The organism is Nocardiopsis sp. M1B1 (genome assembly GCF_052466615.1).
This window is the reverse complement of the sequence record NZ_CP196194.1, coordinates 3,594,129-3,618,710: the sequence shown is the minus strand read 5'-3', so window position 1 is coordinate 3,618,710 and position 24,582 is coordinate 3,594,129. Positions and strand designations below refer to the sequence as shown.

The following is a 24,582-nucleotide window of genomic DNA, read 5'->3' as shown; positions in this document are numbered from 1 at the left end:
GGCGCACGGGGCGGCGCCGACGCGCCCCCACCGCCCCGGGCCACAGGGCGCAGCGGGCCGTCAGCGCAGCCGCGCCCGGCGCATCTTGCCCGAGGCCGTGCGCGGCAGCTCCTCCACGAAGTCCACCACCCGCGGCGCGGCGTGCGCGGCGAACCGCTCGCGCACCCACCCCTTCAGCTCCTCGGCCAGCTCCGGAGTGCCCTCACGGTCGGCGCCCAGAACCACCCGCGCACCGATCACCTGCCCCGCCAGCTCGTCGGGGATCGAGTACACCCCGCACTCCTGCACCGCGGGGTGGGCGTTGAGCACCGACTCCACCTCGCTCGGACCGATCCGGTACCCGTAGGTCAAGATGGCGCCGTCGTCACGGGTGGAGAAGAACAACGACCCCTGACGGTCCTGGATACCGGTGTCCCCGGTCAGGTAGTAGGCGCGGTCGGGGGTGAACCGGACCTGCGAGGCCCCCTCTTGGCCGACGTAGCCCTCGAACCAGGCCAGCGGGCTGTGCGCCAGGTCCACCGCCACACGCCCGTAGGCGCCCAGGGGAGCGGGGTCGTCGGAGATCGCCTCCAGGATCTGCACCCGCCAGCCCGGCAGGGAGGGACCGATCGCCCCCGGCGGCAGATCGGCCGACCCCTGACCGGTCTCGCCGTTGGGCACGCCCACACACCAGCCCAGCTCGGTCTGCCCGTAGTGGTCGCGCACCGGGACGCCGAACACGTCGGTGACCCAGTCGATGACGTCGGGGGCCAACGGCTCGCCCGCACTGGCCAGACTCTGCACCATCACCTCGGGCGGCAGGGTCTTGGTGGCCGCGCGCAGCGTCCGGTAGGTGGTCGGATCGGCCGCCAGGTTGGTCACGCCGTGCACGCCCAGCACGTCCAGGGTCAGCTCCGGATCGAAGAACCCGGCCCGCAGCGCCAGGGAGTTGTGCCCGGCCAGCAGCGGCGAGACGAGCCCGTGGTAGAGGCCGTAGGCCGAACCCGGGTCGGCGGTGTTCCAGTAGACGTCGTCGTCGCGCACGCCCAGGCCGTAGTGGTGGTAGGCGTGCATGGCGGCCAGGGCGCGCACGGGCACGCGCACGCCCCGGGGCGGGCCGATGACCCCCGAGACGTAGACGACGGCCAGCGGACCGTCCCCGCCCACGGCGGCGTCGGGCACGGACGGCGCCGCGGCGGCGCGGGCGGCCAGCCCGGTGAGGGTGTGGTCGCCCTCGTGGGCGGGCTCGGCGGCGGTGGTGACGATGTGCCAGGGGCGGTCGGCGCCGGGAACGAGCTTGGCACGGTACTCGGCGTCGCACACCACCAGGCGGGCGCCGGAGTCGGTGAGGCGTTCGTTGATGGCCGAGGGGGCGAAGGAGGAGAGCAGGGGGACCAGCACGGCTCCCAGACGCCACACGGCCAGGGCGGTGACGGTCAGGTCGACGCCCTTGGGGATGAGGGTGGCCACGCGGTCCCCGCGGGTGACGCCCAGGTCGGCGAGGCCGGTGGCCAGGTCGCGGGAGCGCTGGGCGAGTTCGCCGAAGGTGAGGGTGGTGGCCTCCAGGGTGGGGCCGATCTCGGTGGTGGCGGTGGCGTGGGGGTCGTGGCGGTCGCAGAGGAGGTGTGCCACCGATGTGGTGGGTGTGTCGTAAGTGGCGAGCCAGTCGCGGACGTGGTGCTCCGGGTCGGGCACGGGCATCGGTGACGGTCCTCTTTTTCGGTTGGTGTGGGGCTTTCGCGGGTTACGTCAACACTATGCCCACCTGTGAGGCTGGCCTCACTCGCGCGCCGCGTGGGCGCTGGGACATGATGTGGGGATGGATAGCGTCGCGGTGGTGGAACGTTTCGGTCTGGGTGCGGATGTGCGCCTGTGGCTGGAGAAGGCGGAGCGGCTGCCGGAGCCGTTGAGGGCTCTGGAGGTTCCGGTGGGTGCTGAGGCGGAGCGGGTGTTGGACCTGTTCGCGCTGGAGGCGGTGGACCGGGCCGAGGTGGCGGCGCTCTGGCCGGGTTCGGGCTCTGAGCTGGGGGAGTGGCCGCCGGAGCTGTGGTACCTGGTGGAGTGCATGTACCGGCGCCTGTGCGCGGACGCGGACCTGGCGTTGGGGGAGTGGCGGGACTGGCCGTCGCTGGTGGAGGCCGAGGACGCGCGGGTGCGCGCGGCGTCGCTGTGGGCGTTCGCGGCGCGGGTGCCCGCGCAGTTCGAGGCGCATGAGGAGCTGGGCGTGGACCCGGCGGTGACGGCGGCGACGCTGGCCGACGTGGGCGTGCAGGTGGCGCGGTCGCGGCGGATGTTCGGCCGGTTGAGCGTGGAGACGGCGTCGTGGGTGGCGGCGCAGTTCCGGGGGCGCCTGTACTGGGTGGGCGGGTTGCAGTTGGAGCCGGGGGTGCTGACCGACCAGGGCGGTGTGGAGTGGTACGCCGAGCAGGAGGCGGCGCGGCTGGGTCCGGGTATGGGGCGCGGGGACCTGGCGCTGCGGTTGCACATCCCTTCGGGGGGCCTGGACCCGGCGTCGGTGGATGACGCGCTGGGGCGGGCGCGGGGGTTCGCGCGGGCGCACCTGGGGTTTGATCCGGTGGTGGCCACGTGTACGTCGTGGTTGCTGGACCCGCAGTGGGAGGAGGTGTTGGGGGAGGGTTCCAACATCGTGGGGTTCCAGCGGCGGTTCACGCTGGTGGGGCGCGGGCAGCCGGGGGAGTCGGACGTGTTCCGGTTCGTGTTCGGGATGCCGGTGGTGGACGTGGCCGCGGCCGGGCGGCGTACGCGGTTGGAGCGTGCGGTGGTGGAGCGGCTGGAGGCGGGGGGTGCGTGGCAGGTGCGCACGGGGTGGTTGCGTCTGCCCGGGTAGGGCTCGTGTGCGGGTTCCCCGGGGCTCGGCGGCGTGGGCCCCGGGGGGACGCGGTCTGGCGGGTGCCGGGAGTGCGGGGCGGCGGGAGAGGGTTCGTCGGGCCCGGCCGGGGCGGGCGGAAAGGCCTTCGTCCGGCTGGGAGGCGCCGTTCGGCCCCGGGGGTGTGAGAGGCCCTGCGGGAGAGGGGCGAACCGGCTCTACTTTACATAATGTGCATTATCGGCGATATGGGAGAGCCTGCGGGGAAGGGGTTCTCGGGCCTGTGGGACGTGCGCGCCCGAGACAGTCGGCGCGTCCGGCGTCCGGCGTCCGGCGGCGTGCTTAGGCGGCCGAGCTGCCGGGTGGCGGTGCGCGCCGGTCGCTGAGAACGCCGTCGCACGACGGTCGTCGCGTGCGCGGCCGGACGCCTGGAGCCCCGGAGCATCTGCCTGCCCGGAGTCCGTGACGACCGAGCCCCGGGCCTGAAGGCTGACGCAGGACCGAGTCTGCCGGACGCTCCCTCTCTTCGAACGCGCTGACTGCTTCGCCCCGTCCGGACCGGCCTCGGCGCCAGGGCCGCTGTGTGGGCACTCCGGGGACCTCACCTGCGTTCACCCGTGACCCGGGCGTCTTTCCGCCGTGGCGGTCGCCCGGACGGGGCGCGACGCCCCGGTACGGCAGGTCGGCTCAGGAAGAAGGCGCTGGTGGGCGGCGGGGTGTCCCCTGCGAACGCGCCCCTCTCCCGATTCCTCCATGTTTCATGCATAAACCGTGTTATGCATGATTTTGTAGGGTTTTGTACTTCTATGCGAAGTTTCGTGGCGGCTGGTCGGCCGCCGAGCCACTCACCGGCGACCGCCGACCCTTCCCCCCCACGCTCGACCGCGGGCCCCGTGCCCCGCCGGGCTCCTTCGCCCGTGTGCGCTCATCCCACCCCGCCCGTTCCCCTCCTCCCCCGTCCGACCCTTCGAGCCCGGCGGCGCCCCGCGTTTCCCCTCCCCCGCCCCGGGCAGGAGGGCGGCGTGGCGAACAGCGGTTCCCCGCCCGGGCCGGACGGCCCTGCGGCACGTCGACCGTGATCGGGTGAGCACACAGGGTTAGCGTGGTCGGGTCGGGTACGGACTCCCCCGGTCCACCGGCCCGCCGCTCCCCCTCCGCGAACGAAGGCACCCTCCCGGGAGGACGAGGCATGGCCCTGCAAGAGGACGAACTGCGAGGCGTGGACGCCTACTGGCGGGCCGCGAACTACCTGTCGGTCGGGCAGATCTACCTGCTGGACAACCCGTTGCTGCGTGAGGAACTGCGGCCCGAGCACATCAAGCCGCGCCTGCTGGGGCACTGGGGCACCACCCCGGGGCTGAACTTCTGCTACGCGCACCTGAACCGGGCGATCCGTGATCGGGACCTGGAGATGATGTACGTGATGGGGCCCGGACACGGCGGTCCGGCGGCGGTGGCCAACGCCTGGCTGGAGGGCACCTACAGCGAGGTGTACCGGCACGTGAGCCAGGACGCGGAGGGGATGCGGCGGCTGTTCCGGCAGTTCTCCTTCCCCGGCGGGGTGCCCAGCCACGTGGCGCCCGAGACGCCGGGGTCGATCCACGAGGGCGGGGAGCTGGGGTACTCGCTGGCGCACGCCCAGGGTGCGGCCTTCGACAACCCCGACCTGGTGGTGGCGTGCGTGGTGGGCGACGGTGAGGCCGAGACGGGCCCGCTGGCGGGAAGCTGGCACGGCACCGCGTTCCTGGACCCGGTGCACGACGGCGCGGTGCTGCCGATCCTGCACCTGAACGGGTACAAGATCGCCAATCCCACGGTTCTGGCGCGGATCCCCGAGCGGGACCTGCTGGCCTACTTCGAGGGGTTGGGGTACCGGCCGCTGCTGGTCAGTGGTGAGGATCCGGAGTACATGCACCGGCGGATGGCCGAGGCGGTGGACGAGGCGCTGGAGGAGATCGCGCGTATCCAGCACCGGGCGCGGGTGACGGGTGTGCGCGAGCGCGCGGTGTGGCCGGTGGTGATCCTGCGTTCGCCCAAGGGGTGGACGGGGCCGGTGGAGGTGGACGGTGAGCCCGTGGAGGGGACGTGGCGTTCCCACCAGGTGCCGTTGGGCCAGGTGCGTTCGGACGAGGGGCACCGGCGGCAGTTGGAGGAGTGGATGCGCTCCTACCGGCCCGAGGAGCTGTTCGAGGAGTCGGGTGCCCCGGTGGCCGAGGTGCGCGCACAGGCGCCGGAGGGCGAACGGCGGATGAGTGCGAGTCCGCACGCCAACGGCGGGGTGCTGCGGCGGGAGCTGGTGTTGCCTGACTTTCGCGGGTACGCGGTGGACGTGGGCCGGAACGGGACCCAGACCAGTGAGGCGACGCGGGTGCTGGGCGGTTTCCTGCGGGACGTGATCCGGGCCAATCCGCGGACGTTCCGGTTGGTGGGGCCGGACGAGACGGCCTCCAACCGGTTGGACGCGGTGTTCGAGGCCTCGGACAAGGAGTGGCAGGCCGAGCGGTTGGCGACCGACGAACACCTGGGGCCCGGCGGCCGGGTGATGGAGGTGCTCAGCGAGCACCTGTGCCAGGGGTGGTTGGAAGGGTACCTGTTGACCGGGCGGCACGGGCTGTTCGGCTGTTACGAGGCGTTCGTGCACATCGTGGACTCGATGTTCAACCAGCACGCGAAGTGGTTGAAGGTGTCCCGGGACCTGCCGTGGCGGCGTCCGATCTCGTCGTTGAACTACCTGTTGACCTCGCACGTGTGGCGTCAGGACCACAACGGGTTCACCCACCAGGATCCGGGGTTCCTGGACGTGGTGCTCAACAAGCCCGCGGAGGTGGTGCGGGTGTACCTGCCGCCGGACGCCAACACGCTGTTGTCGGTGGCCGACCACTGCCTGCGCTCCAGTGACTACGTGAACGTGGTGGTGGCGGGCAAGCAGCCGGGGCTGGGGTACCTGTCGATGGAGGAGGCGGTGGCGCACTGTGCGCGCGGGATCGGGATCTGGGAGTGGGCCAGTACCGACGGTGGGGCCGATCCGGACGTGGTGCTGGCGTGCGCGGGGGACGTGCCCACGTTGGAGGCGTTGGCGGCGGCGGACCTGGTGCGCCGGTGGTTGCCGCAGGTGCGGGTCCGGATGGTCAACGTGGTGGACCTGATGCGGTTGCTGCCCGACGGCGATCACCCGCACGGGTTGCCCGACGCCGAGTACGACGCCCTGTTCACCACGGACAAGCCGGTGGTTTTCGCCTTCCACGGGTATCCGTGGCTGGTGCACCGGTTGACCTACCGCAGGGCGGGCCACGCGAACCTGCACGTGCGCGGATACCGGGAGCGGGGCACGACGACCACGCCGTTCGACATGGTGATGCTCAACGACCTGGACCGGTTCCATCTGGTGATGGACGTGATCGACCGGGTTCCGGGGTTGGGTCAGCAAGCGGCGCAGGTGCGTCAGCGGATGGCGGACGAGCGGTTGCGGCACCGGGCCCACACTCGGGAGTTCGGTGAGGATCCGGCGGAGATCCGTGAGTGGGTGTGGCGGTACTGATGCGTGTTCTGGTGGTCAACGCGGGGTCCTCCAGCCTGAAGCTGGGGGTGGTGGACGGTGACGGTGCGGTGCTGGCCTCGGAGTCGCTCGCGGCGCGTGGGGGGCACTGGGATCCGCAGGAGCTGAGCCGGGCGCTGGAGGGTGTGCCCGAGGTGGACGCGGTGGGTCACCGTGTGGTGCACGGGGGCGGTGAGTTCGTCGATCCGGTGCGGTTGGACGCCTCGGTGGTGGAGCGGTTGCGGGCGTGGGGTTCGTTGGCGCCGCTGCACCAGCCCAAGGCGTTGGAGGCGATCGAGGCGGTGGGGCGGGCGTTGCCGGGGTGTGCGGCGGTGGCGTGTTTCGACACCGCCTTCCACGCCGACCTGCCGGAGGTGGCGTCGGCGTACGCGGTGCCCGAGCGGTGGCGACGGGAGTGGGGGGTGCGCCGGTACGGGTTCCACGGGCTCTCGCACGCCTATGTGTCGCGGCGGGCGGCGGAGTTGACCGGTGGTGAGCGTGTGGTGAGCGCGCATCTGGGGTCGGGGGCGTCGTTGGCGGCGGTGTCGGGCGGCCGGTGTGTGGACACCACGATGGGGTTCACCCCGTTGGAGGGGGTGGTGATGGCCACGCGTTCGGGGAGTGTGGATCCGGGGTTGGTGGTGTGGTTGGTGCGCCATGGCGGATTGTCGGTGGAGGAGGTCCAGCGGGGGTTGGAGCGTGAGTCGGGGTTGTTGGGGCTTGCGGGGACCGAGGACATGCGTGAGGTGTTGGAGCGCGACGACGCGCGGGCGCGGTTGGCGCTGGGGGTGTACGTGCACCGGTTGTGTGCGGGTGTGGCGTCGATGGCGGCGGCGCTGGGCGGGGTGGACACGTTGGTGTTCACCGGTGGTGTGGGCGAGGCGGCGGCTCCGGTGCGTGAGCGTGTGGCGCGGGGGCTGGGTTTCTTGGGGGTGGGTGTGGACGGTGCGGTGAATGCGGCTGTGGAGGGTGAGGCGGAGGTGACGGGTGCGGGTGCGCGGGTGCGCACGTTGGTGGTGCCCTCGCGTGAGGACGTGGAGATCGCGGCGGGGGTGCGGCGGGTGCTGGGCGGGGGGTGAGTGCCTCTCCCCCGTTCCCGGGGTGGACGCCCCGCCGAACGCATGTGGTGACAGGTTAGTCACTGGGGGTCAGTGGGCCTGGATCGTGCGCGGACTCCCCCGGTCGCCGCTCCCCCTCCGTGCGGGAGCGTCCTCCCGTGAGGCCGGAGCGCGACGGGTGGGCCTCTGCTGGCGGGGCGCGGCCGTGCCGTCATGGTCGGGGCCCCCTCCCCCGCCGCCCGGTGTCGAACACGTTCGAACACGGTGGAGGGAGGCGGTGGAAGCGCCCGCGGAATCGGGGATGCTGGGGGTATGAGTGCTCAGACGGGGCCTGTGGCCGAGGCTGTGGAGCAGTACCTGGTGGCGCGTCGGGCGGCCAAGCCCTCCCCGCACACGGTGGCCGCCTACCGGCGTGATCTGCGCGGGGTGTTGGGGTGTGTGGCGCAGGTGGTGGGTGTGGAGCCCGAGCGGGTGGGGTGGCAGGACCTGGAGGCGGGGGTGCTGCGGGCGGCGTTCGCGGAGTTCGCCGGGGAGCGGGCGGCCTCCAGTGTGGTGCGGGCGTGGTCGACGTGGAACGGGTTCTTCGGGTTCTGGGTGGCGGAGGGGGTGGTGGCGGGCAACCCCATGTCGGCGGTGCCGCGGCCGCGGGTGCGTCCTTCGGGGCCCAAGCCGTTGATGGGTGAGGACACGCCGGAGCGGTTGTTGGAGGCGTTGGCGCGGGGTGCGCGCAAGGCGCGTGATCCGTGGCCGGAGCGGGATCTGGCGGTGCTGGCGTTGGCGCTGCTGACGGGGATGCGGTCGGCGGAGATGTTGTCGCTGCGGGTGGAGTCGGTGGGCGGGCGTTCGGGTGAGCGTCGTATCCGGGTGGTGGGCAAGGGCGGGGGTGAGCGGGTCCTGCCGATCGAGGTGCCGTTGGAGGCGTTGTTGGAGGCCTATCTGGTCTCGCGGCGTGAGCGGTTCGGGGTGGTGCGGGGGTCGGATCCGTTGTTGGTGGACAACCGGGGTGAGGGGTTGCGCCGGGGCGGGCTGCAGTACCTGGTGCAGCAGTGCTACAAGCACGCGGGTGTGCACGACAGGGTGGCGCGGGGGACGCTGGTGCACGCGTTGCGGCACACCTTCGCGACGCGGTTGGCGGAGGACGGGGCGTCGGTGTCGGAGATCATGCATCTGCTGGGGCACGCGTCGGTGGCGTCGTCGCAGGCCTACATCGAGGTGACGGCGCGGGCGCAGCGGGAGGCGGCGTCGTCGAACCGTACGTACGGGGTGCTGCGGCGTCTGGTGGCCGAGGGCGGGGGCGGTTGAGCCGGGGTGTGGCTAGTCTTTGCCTGTGGATACGACTTACTTGACTGTGTCATCGGTGAACGTGAACGGGTTGCGGGCCGCGGCGAAGAAGGATCCGGGGTTCGTGGGGTGGTTGGCGGACACCGACGCCGATGTGGTGTGCCTTCAGGAGACGCGGGCCGAGGCCGAGCAGCTGCCGGCGGGTGTGGTGGCGCCTGAGGGGTGGCACGTGGTGTTGGCTCCGGCGGCGGCGCGGGGGCGTGCGGGGGTCGCGGTGTACTCGCGGCGTGAGCCCGACGAGGTGCGGGTGGGGTTCGGGCATGCCGAGTTCGAGGACGCGGGCCGGTATGTGGAGGTGGACCTGGGTGAGGTGACGGTGGCGAGCCTGTACCTGCCCTCGGGTGAGGTGGGCACCGAGCGCCAGGAGGAGAAGGAGCGCTTCATGGAGGCGTTCCTGCCGTATCTGGTGAAGCGGCGGGCCGAGGTGGAGGAGCGCGGTCGTGAGCTGGTGGTGTGCGGGGACTGGAACATCGCCCATGCCGAGGTGGATCTGAAGAACTGGCGGGGCAACCGCAAGAACGCGGGGTTCCTGCCCGAGGAGCGGGAGTGGTTGTCGCGGGTCCTGGGTGAGGCGGGGTTCGTGGACGTGGTGCGGTCGTTGCATCCGGATCAGGAGGGGCCCTACACGTGGTGGTCCTACCGTGGTCGTGCCTTCGACAACGACGCGGGGTGGCGGATCGATCTTCAGGTGGCCACGCCGGGGTTGGCGGGGCGTGCGGTGGAGGCGCGGGTGGAGCGTGCCGCTGAGCACGCTGGGCGTTGGTCGGATCATGCTCCGGTGACGGTGCGCTACCGGGTGCGGTAGGAGGAGGCGGTCATGGGTGTGCCGATCGTTCTGGTGCACGGGTTGCGGGTGTCGGGGAGTATGTGGCGCCCGCAGGTGGAGTTGTTGGAGAGCGAGGGGCGCACGGTGGTGGTCCCCGACCTTCCGGGGCACGGGTCGCGTCGGGGTGAGGAGTTCTCGCTGGGGCGTGCGGTGGACGCGGTGTTGGCCGCGGTCGACAGTGTGGGCGGTCGGGCGCTGGTGGTGGGGTTGAGCCTGGGCGGGTTCGTCTCGATCGCGACGGCGGCCGCGGCTCCGGGGAGGGTGGCGGGGTTGGTGGCGGCCGGGTGTACGGCCAAGCCGGCGCAGTTGTTGGCGCAGGTGTACCGGATTCCGGCGGTGTTGATGGATCGGTTGCCGGACAAGGGTGCGGCGGTCAATGAGCGGTTCCACCGGTTGACGTTGCGTGATGGTGCGGCGGAGGCGGTGTTGGGGGGTGGTTTGGCGGTGGAGGCGGCCACGGCGGTGATCGACGCGGTCTCGGAGATGGACGTGTTGGCGGCGTTGTCGGCGTACGAGGGTCCGGTGTGGTTGATCAACGGGGCGCGGGACCACTTCCGGATCCATGAGAAGCGTTTCTTCGACGCGTGTGCGGATGGTCGGTTGGTGAACGTGCCGCGGGCGGGGCACATGGTGAGTTTGGACCAGCCGGTGAATTTCTCGCGGATCGTCGCGGACGCGGCTGATGTGGTGTCGGGGCGTGAGCGTGCGCGGCGTGCGCTGGAGTCCGGGGAGGGCTGAGGCCGCGGCTGTTGCGGGGGGGCGGGGGTTGGTGTGCCTTCGCCCCCCTTCGGTGTGTCAGGGGGTGGGTGCTGGCAGGCGGAAGTAGATGGCGGGGTTGTGGTGGCCGGGGTGCAGGGGTGCGGTCAGGTCGAGTTCTTCCTTGAGTTCGCGTAGGGCGCGGTGGGTGTGGGGTGCGCGGGCGGCGGAGGCGGTGAAGAAGCCGGTGGTGTGGACGGTGAGCCAGGCCATGACGTGGGCGCCTTCGGTGAAGGGCGGGGTGGAGTGGCGTCGGAAGACGTCGTGGACGGTGACGGTGGTGTGCGGGGGCAGGGTGGGCAGCAGGTGGTGCAGGTACCAGCGGGCGAACCAGCCCTGGTGGGTGGCGTTGATGTGCAGGTGGTCGGTGCGTGGGGGCAGGTGGGCGGTGCTGGTGCGGATGTCGCCGTGGGTGAAGGTCCAGCGGTCGTGGGCCAGGTCGGTGGGGACGTGGCGGGGTGCGTGGTCGCGGGTGTCGAAGGAGTGCAGGTGGCCGGTGCCGTTGTCGCGCAGGGCGGACAGGATCCAGGTGGTGGACCAGCCGTGGTCGGTGCCGATCTGGACGGTGTGGGCGGGGGTGTTCTCGCGTAGGAGGAGGTAGGTGATCTCGGCTTCGATGTCGTCGGTGCAGGGGCGCAGGCGGGGGTCGGCGGTGTGGTGGTGGCGCATCTGGTCGCGGACGCGGGCCAGGTCGTCGCGGTGGGTGCGGTAGAGGTGGCGGATGTGGTCGAGGTCGATGGTGGTGGGCATGTGGTTTCCCCGGGTGTGGCGCGGACACGGTGTGGTTGCTGAAAGTAGCAGTGTTGTCGCCGTGTGTTCACCTGGGGGTGGGTGTGTCGTCGTGTGCGGGGTCGGGCCGCGGTGCGCGTTGGGCGGGCCCGTGCGGGGGTGATGGCCGGTCGGGGTTTGTTACATATTGCACATGATGGGGTCATCCGCTGTTTTCGGTGGGTTCGGGACTGTCCAAGGGGTGGGATGCTCCCTAAGGTTGGCCAGGTGACAAGCAGTGCGACGCCGCCTCCGAGCGCGGCCAACCAAACGCAGACCCCCGGTGCCGGACTGGCCCACTCGCTCCGGCGCCGCCACATGGCGCTGATCGCGATCGGCGGTTCGGTGGGCGCCGGACTCTTCATCGGCTCCGGGTCGGTCATCCAGATGGCGGGCCCGGCGGCGGTGCTCTCCTACGTCCTGGCGGGTGCGCTGGTGTTCTTCACCCTGCGTGCCCTGGGCGAGATGGTGGTGGCGGTTCCGGCCGGGGGCTCCTTCTCCGACTACGCCCGGCTGGCCTTCGGTCCCCGGGCCGGTTTCACCATCGGGTGGGTGTACTGGTGGATGTACGCGGTGCTGGTGGCCGCGGAGTCGGTGGCCGGTGCGGCGATCCTGGGCCAGTGGGTGCCGGGTGTGCCCGGGTGGGCGCTGGCGTTGCTGGTGCTGTTGTCGATGACGGTGGCCAACCTGGTCTCGGTGCGTGTGTTCGCCGAGACCGAGTCGTTCTTCTCGTTGGTCAAGGTGGCCACGATCGTGGCGTTCCTGTTGATCGGCGGCCTGTGGGCGCTGGGGCTGTGGAGCGGTGCGGGCGGCTCCAGTGTGGCCAACCTGTGGGAGCACGGCGGGGTGGCGCCCAACGGGTGGGTGGCGGTGCTGGCGGCCACGGTGGTGGTGCTGTTCGCCTTCGGCGGGGTGGAGATCATCACCGTGGCCGCGGGTGAGAGCTCCGAGCCCGAGCGCGGTGTGGCCTCGGCGGTGACCAACGTGCTCTGGCGGATCGGGCTGTTCTACGTGGCCTCGATCCTGGTCGTGGTGATGGTGCTGCCGTGGAACAGCGTGGATCCGGGTCGCAGCCCGTTCGTGGCGGTGATGGAGCACGTGGGTGTGCCCGGGGCGGCGCTGATCATGGAGATCGTGGTCCTCATCGCGGTGCTGAGCGTGTTGAACGCGGCGATGTACACCTCCTCGCGGATGCTGTTCACGCTGACCCGGCAGGGGGACGCCCCGCGGGTGCTGCGCGGCACCAACCGGCGGGGTGTGCCGGTGCGGGCGATCCTGCTCGGCACCGTGGTGGGGTACGGGGCGGCGGTGGCCGACTACCTGTGGCCCGATCGGGTGTTCCCGTTCCTGGTGGCCTCGATCGGCGCGATCCTGCTGGTGCTGTTCCTGACCATCTGCGCCTCGCAGTTGGTGGTGGGGGCGCGGGTGCGCCGGCGTGAGCCGCAGCGGCTGACCCTGCGGATGTGGGCGTTTCCGTACCTGACGTGGGTGGTGTTGGGGGGTCTGGTGACGATCTTCGTGGCGATGGTGGTCATCCCCGACCAGCGTCAGGCGCTGTTGGCGTCGGTGGGGTCGGTGGTGGTGGCGCTGGTGGCCTATGAGTTCCGGCGCCGGTGGGGGCGTACGCCGCCCACGGACCGGGTGCTGGCGGTGCCGGACCGGCCCGACGCGGAGGCGCTGCGCCGTCGTCCGGGCGCCGACTAGCGCGGGGTGTGCCGCGCCCCGGGGGGACGGTGTGCGGGCGGGGGGGCGGTGGTGTCCCCCGGTCGGTGGTCGTCGTGACGCGGCGGGTGTGGCGGGGCTCCGCTCCCGGTGGGGGCGGGGCTCCGTTGCCGTGGATACGGTTCCCTCCCCCGGACCGGGTGCCCGTCTTGAGGTGATGTGATGCCGTTTCTGGTTTTTGTCGCTAGGGTGCTGCGCAACCTCTGAGAGGAGCACCCCCGTGCGTCACTTCGTCGGCTTGCTGTCCGGTCTGATCCTGGGTCCGTTGCTGGTTTTGCTGGCGGGGTGGGCGTTCACCCACCTGCGCGGCCTGTACGCGGTCGGTCTGGGCGCCCTGCAGGGCTCGGGTCCCCTGGCGGTGGCCGGGTTGGTGGGTGCGGGGCTGTTGGTGGCGATGGTGGCGGTGCCGCCGCGGCTGACGCCGATGCTGCCCCTGGGTGCGGCGCTGGCGGTGGGTTCGCTGAGCGCTCTGTCGGTGTGGCGGATGTACCTGCTGGAGCGGTTGCCGCAGCTGCCCGGGACCGAGGGCGCTCTCGTGCTGTTGCCGCTGGGGGTGTTCGTGCCCTTGGTGGTGGTGCTGGCGGCCCCGGTGTTCGTGGGGCAGCGCTGGCGCCGTGAGGACGATGAGGGGCCCGGCGAGGAGGAGTACTTCGAGGGTCTGTACGAGGACGAGCGGGACCCCCGGCGCACGCGGAGTGCGACCGAGTCGGTGCCCCACACCCCCCGGCACCGGGCCTGAGGCGAGGCGGCCCGGGGCCCCTTGCGGGGTCCCGGGCGGCGGTGTCGGGTCGGGTGAGGCGCGGCGCGGGCCGTCAGCGCCAGGCGGGCCCCCAGCCCGAGCTGTTGGACACCCCGGGCGGCAGGGGCGGCAGGATGCCGTTGCCGCCGGTGGGTTCGGCGGGGGTCCGGGGGGCGCGGGGCGGTTCGGGCCGCTGCGGATGGGCGGAGGGCTGCGCGGGGGCGGGTTGGGCGGGTTCGGGGCGGGGTGCGCTCCGCGTCTCCGGTGGGGCCGCCGGTTCGGGGGCGGGGGGTTCCTCGGGCAGGAAGCCGCGCACGCGCAGGGGTTCGGCCTCCTCGGTGCCGAGCACGACCGGTTCGGGCAGCGGCGGGTGCTGGTCCTCGTCGGCGCTGGGGATGGCCGGTTCTGCCGGGGCGACGCGCTTCCACCACAGCGCCGCCTCCTCGGGAGGCAGTTCGGCCTCCACCTCCAGCCAGCCGCGTACCTGGGGGTGGCGCCTGGCGGCGTTCCAGGAGCGGGGGTAGGGCTGCTCGTCCAGGACCAGCAGGTGTTCGCCCTCCAGGGTGGGGATCTCGGCGGGCAGGCCCTCGTTCCACACCCAGGTGCCGTCGTGGGCGACCAGGTTCCACCAGCCGCGCACGGTCTGGGCGGCGGGGTCGGGGGCGCTGTCGCGGAAGGCGGCGACCCAGCGCGGGTCGGGCGGGTCGCCGGGCAGGCCCTGGCGGTGGGGGCCGATGAGGGCGTCGGCGAGCAGGGTGTGCAGCTGGGCGTTGTCGCCCACGCCCTCGAAGCGGACGCGGAAGGCGCGTTGGGAGGCGCGGTCCAGGACCAGGGTGCCGGTGGTCTCGGCCATGCGCAGCAGGTCGCGGACCTGGCCGAACTCGGTGAGCAGGTCGGAGAGTTGGTTGGCGATGGCCAGGAGTTCGGCGTGCAGGGCGGGGTCGCGGCGCATGTGGGCGCGGACCGGGGCCTCGCTGAGCATGGTCCTGGTGGCCAGGCCGTGGCGGCGGATGGTCCACCAGCACATGGTGGCGCCGGGGGCATCGTTGCCCAGGTCGGCGGTCACGCGGGCCTCGGCGTCGGCGGTGACGGCGTCGGGGTCGGGTGGGGCGTCGGTGCCGGTGCGTTCCCAGGCGCGGACGAAGACGATGGCGCCCCGGCCCATGGTGCGCAGGCGGCGCAGGACCTCGACGCCGGTGGGGCCGGGGTCGGTGCCCATCTCGACCAGGGCTCCGGCGACCAGGGACAGGTCGGCGATGATGCCGGGGGCGGCGTGGTCTCCCGAGAGCAGGGGGGCCAGGGCCTCCAGGGCGAGTTCGCGTTCGGAGGCGGGGATCTGGGAGGCCAGCACGTAGACCTTGTGGACGGCTGGGGGGAAGTGTTGGGGGTCGGTGGCGACGGAGGCGTCGATCAGTTCTTGGAACGCCGCGCGAAACTCGTCGACCATGGGCCCGTCCCCTTTCTCACGGAACCAACCTAATGTCTCATCAGGGAAGGATCGCACTTTAACTGGTGATTTCGAGTACTACTGGTGTGTTTGTTGGCAAGCTGAGATGCCCAAGGGGCCACAGGGTGCGGGGTCACAGGCCCAGCCGGGTGACGGCGTTGTCCTCCAAGGGGTTGGCGGTGCGGATGTAGTCGTGGACCGTGCGCGGGTTGGTCCAGCGGCCCTGGCGCATGATCTCGCGGTCGCTGGCCCCGCCCAGCGCGGCCTGGGTGGCGAACCCCGCCCGCAGGGAGTGCCCGCCGAAGTCGTCGGGGTCCAGCCCGGCGCGGCGGGCGTAGCGTTTGACCAGCTCCCCCACGGCCCGGCCCGACATCGGGCGCGACCCGAGGTGGCCGTGGCGGTCCACGGTGGGCAGCAGGGGGCGCTCGGAGCCGTCGGCCAGGTCCGTGCCCGGCCAGCCCTGGCACAGGTGGGCCAGGGCCCCCTCGGGGCGGGGGTGCTCCAGCAGGGCGGCCACCGCCTCCTCACCGCCCGCGCGGTGGGCCTGGACCAGGGCGGCCCAGTCGGCGTAGGCGCACACCGGGCAGGTCTGGCGGTGCCTGCCCCGGGGCAGGGCGACCCTGTGGCCGTGGCGGCCCTCCTGGTCGGTCTTGGTCGCGCCCAGCGCCACCACCAGGGCGGGGGCGCCGGTGGCGGGGTCGGTGTGCAGGGTCAGGTCGTCGAAGGTGAGCGCGGCCAGTTCGCTGCGGCGCAGGGCTCCGCCGAACCCGGTCAGCAGCAGCAGGGTGTCGCGTCTGCGGGCCACCCCGTGGGGGTGTTCGGGGCCCGGGCGCACCGACAGCAGCGCCTCCAGGACGGGCAGGACGACCGGTTCCTTGCGGCGCGGGCGGGCCCGGCGGGTGCGGCGGATGCCGCGCAGGGTCATGCGCACGACCTCGGCGCGGGTGGGCGATTCCAGGCCGTGGGCGCCGTGCACGGCGGCGATGGCGGCGGCGCGCCGTTCGATGCTGGAGGGGGCCAGGGCCCAGCCGGTGTCGTCGGGGGTGCGCTCCTGGGCGCAGGCGGCCAGGTACACGGCCACGTCCACCGGGTCGGCGGGCAGGGACTGGCGTTCCTGGGCCAGGCACCAGGCGGTGAAGGAGGTCCAGTCGGCGCGGTAGGCGCGCAGGGTGTTGGGCGACTGGGCGCTGGCCAGGTAGCGGCCCAGGGTCTGGGCCTGTTCGGTGTCGAAGCGCTCGCGCACCCGGGCCAGGGCGCGGGTGTCGACCAGGACGCTGGGGGTGGCCTGCTCCAGGCGGGCGCGCACGGCCCCGGGCAGGGCGATCTCGTGGGCGGGTTCGGGGTCGGGGGTGGGCTGGGGTGTGTTCACGGTCATCCATGATGGCCCAGGGGCCCGTGCGAAGGCGTGAGGCGGCGCGGGCGCCCGGGGGCGGCGGAGCGGTCGGGGCGGGGTGTCAGCCGAACAGGTGGGTGGTCAGGGCGTCCCACAGTTCGGCCGGGGGCATGACCCACAGCAGGGGCAGGGCCGAGACGACCAGGGCCGCGGTGAACCCGATCGCGGCGATCCTGCGCCGCAGGACCAGGGCGGCCACGGCCGAGGCCGCCGGGACGGCCAGGGCCAGGGCCAGGACCCAGACCAGGGCGTTGCCGACCGGGTCCAGGCTCTCGGGGGGCACCGGGGCGTCGGGGGCGGCGTGGAGGACCGATTCCTGCAGGTCCATGAACACGAACAGCAGGTTGGCCAGGGCCAGCGGGGTGCCCAGCAGCCACACCAGGGTCAGCACCACCCACAGGGCGGTGATCCTGCGGTCGGGCGGGTCGGCGACGACCACCGGGGTGCGGCTGACGCTCGCCGCGGGCGGGAGCGGGCCGGGCTCCGCGGCGCTCTCCTGCTGGTGCGGGGCGGTGTCGGGGCGCTGGGCCTTGCGACGCTTGCGTTTCTTGGGTGACACGTGGGTAGCCTACCGCCGGTTCGGGCGGGGGCCGGGCCCCGCCGCAGGGGCGGGGTTCACAGCGCCTGGGCCAGGTGGATGGCCACGACGAAGACCACCGGCCAGACCAGCAGGGCCAGCGACCACAGGGCGGCCCTGCGGTCCCCGGCGACGGTGGCCACGGCGGCGGCCAGCAGGGGGATGCCCACGGCGGCGCCGAAGGCCAGGGTGAACCACTCGGCCGCGGAGCCGGCGTGGGCCTGGACGCTGAGTCCCCGGAGGTAGCCGGCCGGCCCCAGCACCAGGCACATCAGGGCCAACAGGGCGATGACGACGCGGATGCCGGTGGGGTGGCGGGTGTTGCGGCCGTTGCCGGGGGCGGAGGGACGGTCAGACACGGGGGCCGTGGTGCCTTTCGGGAACGGGTGGCGGTCCAGGGCGGGCGGGGGCACGCCCGCACCGGGGTGCGGGTGGTGGTTCTTGCCGTCAGAAGACGCAGGGCACCGCCCCTGGCCTGTGAGGCCCGGGGCGCGTGCGTTGCTGTGTAAAACGTACTCCACCCGCGAGGTGTCCGAAACCGCGCGGTGGAGGCCGGTGCGGCGTCGTCCCCGCCGCCGCACCGGGCCTGACCTGGGGGTGGGCGGGTGTGTGGGCGGGGCCGCCGGTCGGGGGTGAGCGCGGTCGCAGCGCCGGGCGCGTCAGCGCGCGGCGGGCCAGGGGCGGGCGCCCTCGGTCAGGCGGGTGAAGGAGGAGAGCAGGCGCAGTTCGTCGATGCTGCGCGGGGCGGTGGTGAGCAGGTCGGGTGAGAAGACCACCGCCGCGACCAGCTGGGCGCGCGACAGGGCCACGTTGAGGCGGTTGCGGTCCAGGACGAAGGCGGTGCCGCGGCTGGCCTCGGCGGCGTTGGAGGTGGTCATCGAGCAGATGACGGCGGCGGCCTCCTGGCCCTGGAACTTGTCCACGGTGCCCACGCGCACCCCCTCCAGGGCGGGGTGGTCGTCGGCGGCGCGGGCCAGGGCGCGGCGCAGGGCGCGCACCTGGAGGTTGTAGGGGGCCACCACGAGGATGTCGTGGCCGGTCAGGGGGCGCGGGTGCGCCTCGGCGGCGTCGGTGACCTTGTCGGTGACCAGGTGGGTGGCCACCTCCACCACTGCCTGGACCTCCTCTGGGCTGTGGGTGGTGCGGCCCTGGTGGGGGGTGGGCAGGGTGTACACGCCCGGTGCCAGGGTGGCCAGGGAGCGGTCGGCGGTGCTGGGGTGGGCGTGCAGGCGGCCCTGGTAGGACAGGGCGGAGACGGTGGCGCACACGTCCGGGTGCATGCGGCGGGTCTGGTCGAGGAAGTAGCCGCGTGAGGGGTCGATGATCTGGCGTCCGGCCATGAGGTGTTGCAGGGCGGAGGCGTCGGCGCCTTCGCCGTGGGTGCCCTGGACGACCTGGGGCAGCTGTTGGGGGTCGCCCAGCAGGACGAGGTTGCGGGCGGCGGCGGAGACGGCGAGGGTGTCGGCCAGGGCGAACTGTCCGGCCTCGTCGATGATGAGCACGTCCAGGGGGTCGGCGAGCATGGCGGCGTTGGACATGGCCCAGGCGGTGCCGCCGATGAGGACGGGGTGGCCCTGGGCGGTGTGCTTGTCGCGCCAGCTGGCCAGGGCCTGGGGGCTGGAGGGCTGTTCCCAGGGCAGGTCCTGGTCGGTGTCCTTGCCGCGTCCCTTGGCGCGTTTGGCGGCGGCCACCTCCACCCCGGCGGCCTCGGCGGCGCGCAGGGCGGCGGTCATGACGTTCTCCACGGCCTTGTGGCCGGTGGAGCACACGCCCACGCTCCTGCCCTGGCGGGCCAGGTGGGTGATGAGCTGGGCGGCCAGGTAGGTCTTGCCCGCGCCGGGCGGGCCCTGCACGGCGAGGTAGGAGCCCTCCAGGCGGTCCACGGCGGCGATGGTGGCGTGGATGAGGTCGCCGTCGTGGTCGGCGGGGTCGGGCAGCGGGCCGGGGGTGCTCAGGCGCGGCGGGATGCGGCGCAGCACGTCCAGGCCGGGGTGGTGGGGCCACTGGGGCAGGGTGTCCAGGGCGGTGCGGGCCACCGTCTCCAGGGCGCCGTCCTTGGGGGCGGGGTTGACCGGGGAGCCGGGCAGGACGGCGACGGGGGGCCGGGAGTAGGTGGAGTCGGGGTCGCAGGTCTCGGTGATGGCCAGGGTGTCGGCGTCGGCCTCGGCGACCTTGGCCTGGGTGGTGGTGGCGGGCTGGCCGGGGGCGCCGGGGTAGAGCAGGTGCACGTCCTGGCCGGAGGTGAAGGGGTGGGGGTGGGCGGTGTCCAGGCGCAGGGAGAGTTCGCGGCGGGACTTGCGCTGGCGGCCGGTGGGTTCGATCCACTCCCCCGTGCGCACCTGCCAGGGCACGGCGCAGTCGGTGTCGGACTCCAGGTCGGTCAGGGGGGCGCTGGTGCGCCGGTAGTGCTCGCGCCAGGGGGGCAGGTTCTCGCGCTGGTAGTAGCCGACCAGGGCGGCCAGTCGGGCGCGGGTGTGGTGGTCGGGTTCGCGGTCCTGGGCCTGGTCGGGGACCTGGTCGAGGAGGGGCTCGGTGAGGGCGGCGTGGCGGGCGGCCTTCTCCTGGCGTTTGCGGGCGCGTTCGGCCTCGGCCTCGGTGAGTTCGAGCTGGACCAGGGGGCGGTCGGTGATGCCCTGGTGGGTGCGGTGGTCCTCCAGCCAGTCGCGCAGGCGCGCGGTGGAGTGGCAGTCGTCGCGGTTGTAGGCGGCGATGTCGGCCAGGACCCGCGCGGCCCGGTCGTGGTCGTCGGCCTCGGTGGCGGCCAGGTAGGCGGCGTAGGCGTCGATGCTGGAGGTGGCGGTGGTGACGCCGCCGGAGCGGGCGGCGGGCAGGTAGAGGGGTTCGAGGTACTTGATGGAGTAGGAGCGCTGGGACACGCGCAGGCTCTTGCGCACGACGGTGTACAGGTCCACCAGGCGGTTCTCGCGCAGGAGCCGGTTGACCTCCTCCTCGCGGGTGGCGAACTCCGAGCTCAGGTGTTTGAGGCGGTCCACCTCGTAGGAGGCGTAGTGGTAGACGTGGGCGCCGGGGTCGGCGTCCACGCGGGCGGTGGCGAAGTCGACGAAGTCCTCCAGGGCCTTCTTCTCCTGGGCGCGGTCGTGGGCCCAGAAGGCGTGGAAGGTCTCGGCGCCGTGGGCGTCCTCGGTGGTGGCGCCGAAGAGGTACTCCAGGCCGCGTTCTCCCTCGCGGGAGTGGTAGGGGTAGCCCTCCATGTCGAAGAAGACGTCGCCGGGGCTGGGGGCGGGCAGGCTGGCCAGGCCGTCGGGGGCGAAGACTTCGGCGGTGACGGTGCCCTGGGGGTTGTCGGGGGTGCGGGTGCGGTCCTGGCGGACCTGGAGGGCGGCCTGGGCGCGCAGTTGGTCGAAGGAGCGGCGGGGCAGGGTGGCGGGGCGCTGGTCGTCGTCGGCCCGGGCGAGGGCGTCGATGGTGTCCAGGCCGGAGTCGGTGAGTTTGGCGGCCTGGTCGGTGCGCAGTCCGGCGACCAGGGACAGGTGGCGGGCGGCGGTGCGCCCTTGGGAGCACCAGGCCTGGTAGCCGCAGCCCTCGCAGGCGGGGCGGGGCTGGCCCCAGGTGGGGGCGGGCAGGGTGGGTTCGCTGGCCAGGAGGGTGAGCAGTCGGGTGGTGACGGTGCTCAGGATGGGGGTGAAGTCGGCGGTGGGCAGGGTGTGGGTGTGGTTGTCGCCGGTGAGCAGGTGCATGTGCTGGGGGGTGTGGCCGGTGGCGACGCTGACGGCGTGGGCGTAGGCGGCGAGCTGGACGACGGCGCCGGGGCCGGGGCGGCGGGTGAGCTTGGTGTCCCAGGGTTCGTAGGTCCAGTTTTCGGGGGCGGGGGCGGGGGTGCGGGTGCGGCCGGTGGCGGGGTCTAGGTCGGAGCGGATGAGGAAGTCGGCGCGGCCGTGGAAGGACACCGTGCGCCCGTCGGGGTCGGGTTCGGTGAGGCGGTGGTGGAAGCTGCCCTGGTAGATGACGGGGACTCCGGCGGCCATGGCGTCGGCGGTGGCCTGGGCGGCCGCGGCCAGGGAGGCGTCATCGGGGCGGGGGTCGGGCATGCGGGCGACCTCGACCAGGGCGCTGAGGCGTTCGAGTTCGGCCTGTTCGTGGGCCAGGCCGTGCTGGGCCACGAGCGGGTCGATGTCGGCGGGGGCGGGTGCGCCTTCGACGCGGGCGGCCAGGGCGGTCTTCAGGGCGCTGCGGTGGTCGCACTCCAGGGTGTCGACGAGGTCGGTGGGTGAGACGACCCAGCCGGTGGTGGTGCGGAACACGCCCCTGCTCCCCTGTGTGGTGTTGGTGTGGGTGCTGGGGATTGTGCCATGAAGCGGTGACGTGTGGGGGCTCACACGCGCGGCGGATGCGGCGGCGGTGTGCTCGGCCGCCGCCGGGTGCGGGCGGGCCCGCGGCGGGTGCCCGCTCCGGGAGCGTGCGTCGTGTCGGGCGGTCGCCGACCCGCGCACCGCGAACCGGGGCCGGTCGCTCGCCTTCGCCCCGGCGGCCGTGGCCGCGAACGCCGACGCCGCGGCGGCCCGTCCAGGGGCCGCCGCGGCGCGCACGCGTGCGGGTGGAGGGTGTTACCCCACGACCTGCCAGTCGACCTGGCCCACACCGGCTCCGGTGCCGATGATCTGGTCGAAGGCCGCGGTGGACAGGTCCAGGCAGCGTCCGTCGACGTAGGGGCCGCGGTCGTTGATGCGCACGGTCACGGAGGCGCCGCTGCTCGGGTTGGTGACCTGGACCTGGGTGCCGAAGGGCAGGGTCTTGTGCGCGGCGGTCATGGCGTTGGGGTCGAACGTCTCGCCGTTGGCGGTGGTGCGTCCGGCGAAGTCGGCCCCGTAGTAGGAGGCCTGGCAGGAGCCGCCCTGGCCGGTGGACTCGGTTTCGGAGCCGGTGTCGGCGGCGGGCTCCTCGGCCTCCTCGGTCTCCTCCTCCTCGGGCTCTTCGAGGATGTCGGAGGCGTCGGTGCTGGAGCGCTGGGTGGCGGAGCTGACGGCCTCCTCGGCGAGCTGCTGCTGCTCCTGCCCGGCGTTGGGCGTGGCGTCGTCGGCGACCAGCGGGTCCGGGTCGGCCTGGGGAACGCCCGCGGCGTTGGTGGCGCTGCCCGGGTCGGCGCCGGTGGCGATGACGGCCGCGGCGGCGGTGCCGCCCACCAGCAGTGCGGCCCCGGTGGCCGAGGCCAGGATCAGGGTGCGCTTGCGGCGGGAGCGCTTGGCGGCCACGCGGGGACCCACGGGCGCGTCGGCGCCGGTGGCCTCTTCTTCGGCCGGCGGGTTCTGGGGCTGGTGTGTGCCCACGACGGATAGTCCTTCGAACGGGAACAGGGCGTGGCGGCGCGGGTGCTCCGGGGTGGGGCGCGCGGTTGCCGTGGCAGGGTGCGCGGGTGGCGCGGCGCCCCGGGTCGCGGGAGGGCGCGGCGCCTGGAGCGGGCCGCCGGGTGGTGCGCGGGGTTCTGGGCGCAGATCCTAGGGGTAACGCGAGGGTAACGGTACCGGAAAGGGAGGGTTTGTGGAACTTGTCACCTCAGGGGTCGGTGGTGTCCGTCACCCGGTGATGTGGGGTTCGGGCAGTTCGGGGCGCCGGGGCGGCACGCCCTCGGGGAAGAGGGTGGCGGCCGGGTCGGGCAGGTCCACGCCGCTGAGCCGGGCGACGGCTCTGGACAGGCTGGGGTTGTCCAGGTGCCCGCCCACGGTGCGGATCATGGCGGTCAGGGTGGGCAGGACGGGGGCGCCCAGGGCGGTGACGGCGTAGCGGGTGGCCACGGCCGGGGTGCGCGAGGCGCCCGCCCAGCAGTGCAGCAGGACGCGTTTGCCCTCCGCGCGCAGGGCCGCGACCGCGGCGGCGGCCTCGTCCAGGGTGAAGTGCGGGTGGGAGTTGGCGCCCCTGCGGTCGTGCAGCCACACCCGTACCCAGTCGGCTGGGGGCAGGTGGGGCGCGTCGCTGGGGTGGGTGCGGCACAGCGAGACCGCGGCGTCCACGGTGTCGGGGTGGGCGCGCAGGTGGTCGAGGTTGCCCAGCAGGACGCCCGGGTCCAGGGGGTGGGGGACGGCGAAGGGCGGCAGGCGGCGGGGTTCGGCGACCAGGACGGGGTGCTCGGGCCACAGGGTGGGGTGGGGGCCGCGGGCGGTGGTCAGGGCGGTGGTGGTCAGGGTGTGGGGGTCGGTGGTCTCGGACAGGCGGCGCAGGGCGTGCAGGGGCAGGGCGGAGGCGCCCCACAGGGCGGTGGCCAGGGTGCCGGTGTACAGGGCGGCCCGGTCCCCGGCGGCGGCGTAGGCCGACCAGACGGAGTCGACCAGGTGGGTGCAGGCGAAGGAGCCGCGGGCGGGGTCCTCGGCGGGGCGGCGGGTGCGTGTGAGGGCACGCCAGGAGGCGCCCAGGGGGTCGTCGGCGGTGGTGTGCTCCAGGGCGGGTGCGGAGGAGGGCAGGGCCGCGGTGCGGGCGGCGGTGCGCAGCGCCGCGGCCCAGGCGCGCTCGACGGGGTTCTCGGGGGGTCGGGGCGGCTGGTCGGGTCCGGCCAGGTCGGTGAGCGCGGCGCGGACCAGGCGTGCGTGGGCGGTGCCGGGGCCGGTGGTGCGCGCGGTCAGGGAGGGTGGGGCGCCGACCAGGGCGGCGGCGGCCGGGGCGCCGAACAGGGCGCCGACGGCCCGGTCGCTGGCGGGGTGGTGGAAGTCGAGCAGTGGGGCGGGTACTGCGGGCATGGCCGTCCTCGGGGCGGTGCGGACCGGGATGGGTGGGGAACCCACGGGTGGTCTTCCCCGTCCGGCGGCCCGGCGCACCCGGCGGCCGGTTGTGGCCATGCCCGGGCAGCGCGGGCGGGCCAGGCCGGGCTGGGGGCGCCTCTCCCCCGCGCCGGTGGCGCACCCCCGGGGTCAGACGGGCTGGGCGATGGCGGCCTGGTCGTAGCGCGCGGCCACGGCGTGGGCCAGGGCCGGGTCCGGGCACAGGGGGCGCGCCACCACGTCCGCGCCCGCCCCGGCCAGGCGGTCGTGGAAGAGCCCCGGCGCCAGCAGCCAGCTGGCCACGGCCACCCTGCGGTGCCCCCGCTCGCGCAGGCGGGCCACCCGCTGGGCCACGGTGGGTTCGCCGGTGGCGATGAACCCCAGTTCCACGGGGGTGCCCAGGCGCTGGGACATGCGCTGGGCCGCCTGTTCCAGTTCGGCGCCCGCGAAGGGGTCGGAGGTCCCGGCGCAGGCCAGCACGACGGCGTCCCCGGGCCGGTACCCGGCCCCGACCAGGCGGCGCACGGCGGTGTCCAGGACCGCGGGGTGCCCGCCCAGGGCGGGGGTGATGACGGCGTCGGCGCGTCCGGCGCGGGCGAGCTGGTGGGGGATGTCGGTGCGCACGTGGTAGCCCGAGGCCAGGAACGCGGGCACGACCACCAGCGGCCCCGGGGTGCGGGCGGCGACCTCGCCGACGCTGGGCGCGAGCACGTCGGCGAAGGCCAGGCGGGTGGTTCGGCCCGTCACCTCGGCCACGCGCAGGGCCAGGGAGTGGGCCACGGCGGTGCCGTGGGGGTCGCGGGTGCCGTGGACGGCCAGCAGCAGGGTGGGGTGTCGGTGCATCGCGTGGCGCGGACGGCCGGGGCCGGTGGTCCGCTTCTTCCTTTCCCTCGGTCGGGTGGGCCGG

18 protein-coding genes are annotated in these 24,582 nt (G+C 73.6%); 8 read left to right on the top strand and 10 right to left on the bottom strand.

The annotated features are described in order from the left end of the window. Window positions 1-60: 60 nt before the first annotated feature. A complete protein-coding gene (locus ACSTA4_RS15755) occupies window positions 61-1,680 on the bottom strand; it encodes an AMP-binding protein (protein WP_444959924.1) in 1,620 nt (539 codons plus the stop codon). 118 nt (window positions 1,681-1,798) lie between these two features. Here ACSTA4_RS15755 and ACSTA4_RS15750 point away from each other — a divergent pair, with 118 nt between their 5' ends. The 6 genes from ACSTA4_RS15750 (at window position 1,799) to ACSTA4_RS15725 (ending at window position 10,304) form a co-directional block, all read left to right on the top strand. Beyond that, the gene (locus ACSTA4_RS15750) at window positions 1,799-2,827 is read left to right on the top strand and encodes an acyltransferase domain-containing protein (RefSeq protein WP_444959923.1); all 1,029 of its coding nucleotides are present in this window, start codon (window positions 1,799-1,801) and stop codon (window positions 2,825-2,827) included. 1,168 nt (window positions 2,828-3,995) lie between these two features. Next, entirely contained in the window at window positions 3,996-6,344 is a 2,349-nt protein-coding gene (locus tag ACSTA4_RS15745; RefSeq protein WP_444959922.1) for a phosphoketolase family protein, read from the top strand. Further along, window positions 6,344-7,420, top strand: a complete 1,077-nt coding sequence (locus ACSTA4_RS15740) for an acetate/propionate family kinase (protein WP_444959921.1) — start codon at window positions 6,344-6,346, stop codon at window positions 7,418-7,420. The genes ACSTA4_RS15745 and ACSTA4_RS15740 overlap by 1 nt, the downstream gene beginning before the upstream one ends. A gap of 291 nt (window positions 7,421-7,711) precedes the next feature. Next, on the top strand, window positions 7,712-8,701 hold the full coding sequence (locus tag ACSTA4_RS15735) for a tyrosine-type recombinase/integrase (RefSeq protein ID WP_274973272.1): 990 nt from the start codon (window positions 7,712-7,714) through the stop codon (window positions 8,699-8,701). Window positions 8,702-8,726: 25 nt separating this feature from the next. Next, window positions 8,727-9,545 (top strand): exodeoxyribonuclease III, encoded by an 819-nt coding sequence (locus tag ACSTA4_RS15730; RefSeq protein ID WP_444959920.1) that lies wholly within the window; start codon window positions 8,727-8,729, stop codon window positions 9,543-9,545. Between the two features lie 12 nt (window positions 9,546-9,557). Continuing rightward, complete coding sequence (locus tag ACSTA4_RS15725; protein WP_444959919.1) at window positions 9,558-10,304, top strand: alpha/beta fold hydrolase; 747 nt, start codon at window positions 9,558-9,560, stop codon at window positions 10,302-10,304. 57 nt (window positions 10,305-10,361) lie between these two features. Here the strand turns inward: ACSTA4_RS15725 and ACSTA4_RS15720 are convergent, their stop codons facing one another. Beyond that, window positions 10,362-11,072 (bottom strand): class I SAM-dependent methyltransferase, encoded by a 711-nt coding sequence (locus ACSTA4_RS15720; RefSeq protein WP_444959918.1) that lies wholly within the window; start codon window positions 11,070-11,072, stop codon window positions 10,362-10,364. 336 nt (window positions 11,073-11,408) lie between these two features. Here ACSTA4_RS15720 and ACSTA4_RS15715 point away from each other — a divergent pair, with 336 nt between their 5' ends. Beyond that, window positions 11,409-12,794 (top strand): amino acid permease, encoded by a 1,386-nt coding sequence (locus tag ACSTA4_RS15715; protein ID WP_444964190.1) that lies wholly within the window; start codon window positions 11,409-11,411, stop codon window positions 12,792-12,794. 238 nt (window positions 12,795-13,032) lie between these two features. Beyond that, window positions 13,033-13,551, top strand: coding sequence for a hypothetical protein (locus ACSTA4_RS15710; protein ID WP_444959917.1), 519 nt, complete (start codon window positions 13,033-13,035; stop codon window positions 13,549-13,551). 73 nt (window positions 13,552-13,624) lie between these two features. Here the strand turns inward: ACSTA4_RS15710 and ACSTA4_RS15705 are convergent, their stop codons facing one another. The 8 genes from ACSTA4_RS15705 to ACSTA4_RS15670 form a co-directional block, all read right to left on the bottom strand. Further along, on the bottom strand, window positions 13,625-14,998 hold the full coding sequence (locus ACSTA4_RS15705) for a hypothetical protein (protein ID WP_444959916.1): 1,374 nt from the start codon (window positions 14,996-14,998) through the stop codon (window positions 13,625-13,627). A 133-nt stretch (window positions 14,999-15,131) separates the two neighbouring features. After that, on the bottom strand, window positions 15,132-16,373 hold the full coding sequence (locus ACSTA4_RS15700) for a tyrosine-type recombinase/integrase (protein WP_444959915.1): 1,242 nt from the start codon (window positions 16,371-16,373) through the stop codon (window positions 15,132-15,134). A gap of 79 nt (window positions 16,374-16,452) precedes the next feature. Further along, window positions 16,453-16,950 carry a hypothetical protein gene (locus ACSTA4_RS15695; RefSeq protein ID WP_444959914.1) on the bottom strand — a complete coding sequence of 166 codons (498 nt, stop codon included), beginning with the start codon at window positions 16,948-16,950 and terminating at the stop codon, window positions 16,453-16,455. Between the two features lie 56 nt (window positions 16,951-17,006). Further along, window positions 17,007-17,327 carry a hypothetical protein gene (locus ACSTA4_RS15690; RefSeq protein WP_212639747.1) on the bottom strand — a complete coding sequence of 107 codons (321 nt, stop codon included), beginning with the start codon at window positions 17,325-17,327 and terminating at the stop codon, window positions 17,007-17,009. Window positions 17,328-17,627: 300 nt separating this feature from the next. Then, entirely contained in the window at window positions 17,628-21,230 is a 3,603-nt protein-coding gene (locus ACSTA4_RS15685) for a TM0106 family RecB-like putative nuclease (protein WP_444959913.1), read from the bottom strand. A gap of 303 nt (window positions 21,231-21,533) precedes the next feature. Beyond that, a complete protein-coding gene (locus ACSTA4_RS15680) occupies window positions 21,534-22,253 on the bottom strand; it encodes a septal ring lytic transglycosylase RlpA family protein (protein WP_444959912.1) in 720 nt (239 codons plus the stop codon). Between the two features lie 246 nt (window positions 22,254-22,499). Next, on the bottom strand, window positions 22,500-23,654 hold the full coding sequence (locus tag ACSTA4_RS15675) for a protein phosphatase (RefSeq protein WP_444959911.1): 1,155 nt from the start codon (window positions 23,652-23,654) through the stop codon (window positions 22,500-22,502). A gap of 171 nt (window positions 23,655-23,825) precedes the next feature. Then, window positions 23,826-24,518, bottom strand: a complete 693-nt coding sequence (locus ACSTA4_RS15670; protein ID WP_444959910.1) for a sirohydrochlorin chelatase — start codon at window positions 24,516-24,518, stop codon at window positions 23,826-23,828. Between the last annotated feature and the right edge of the window lie 64 nt (window positions 24,519-24,582).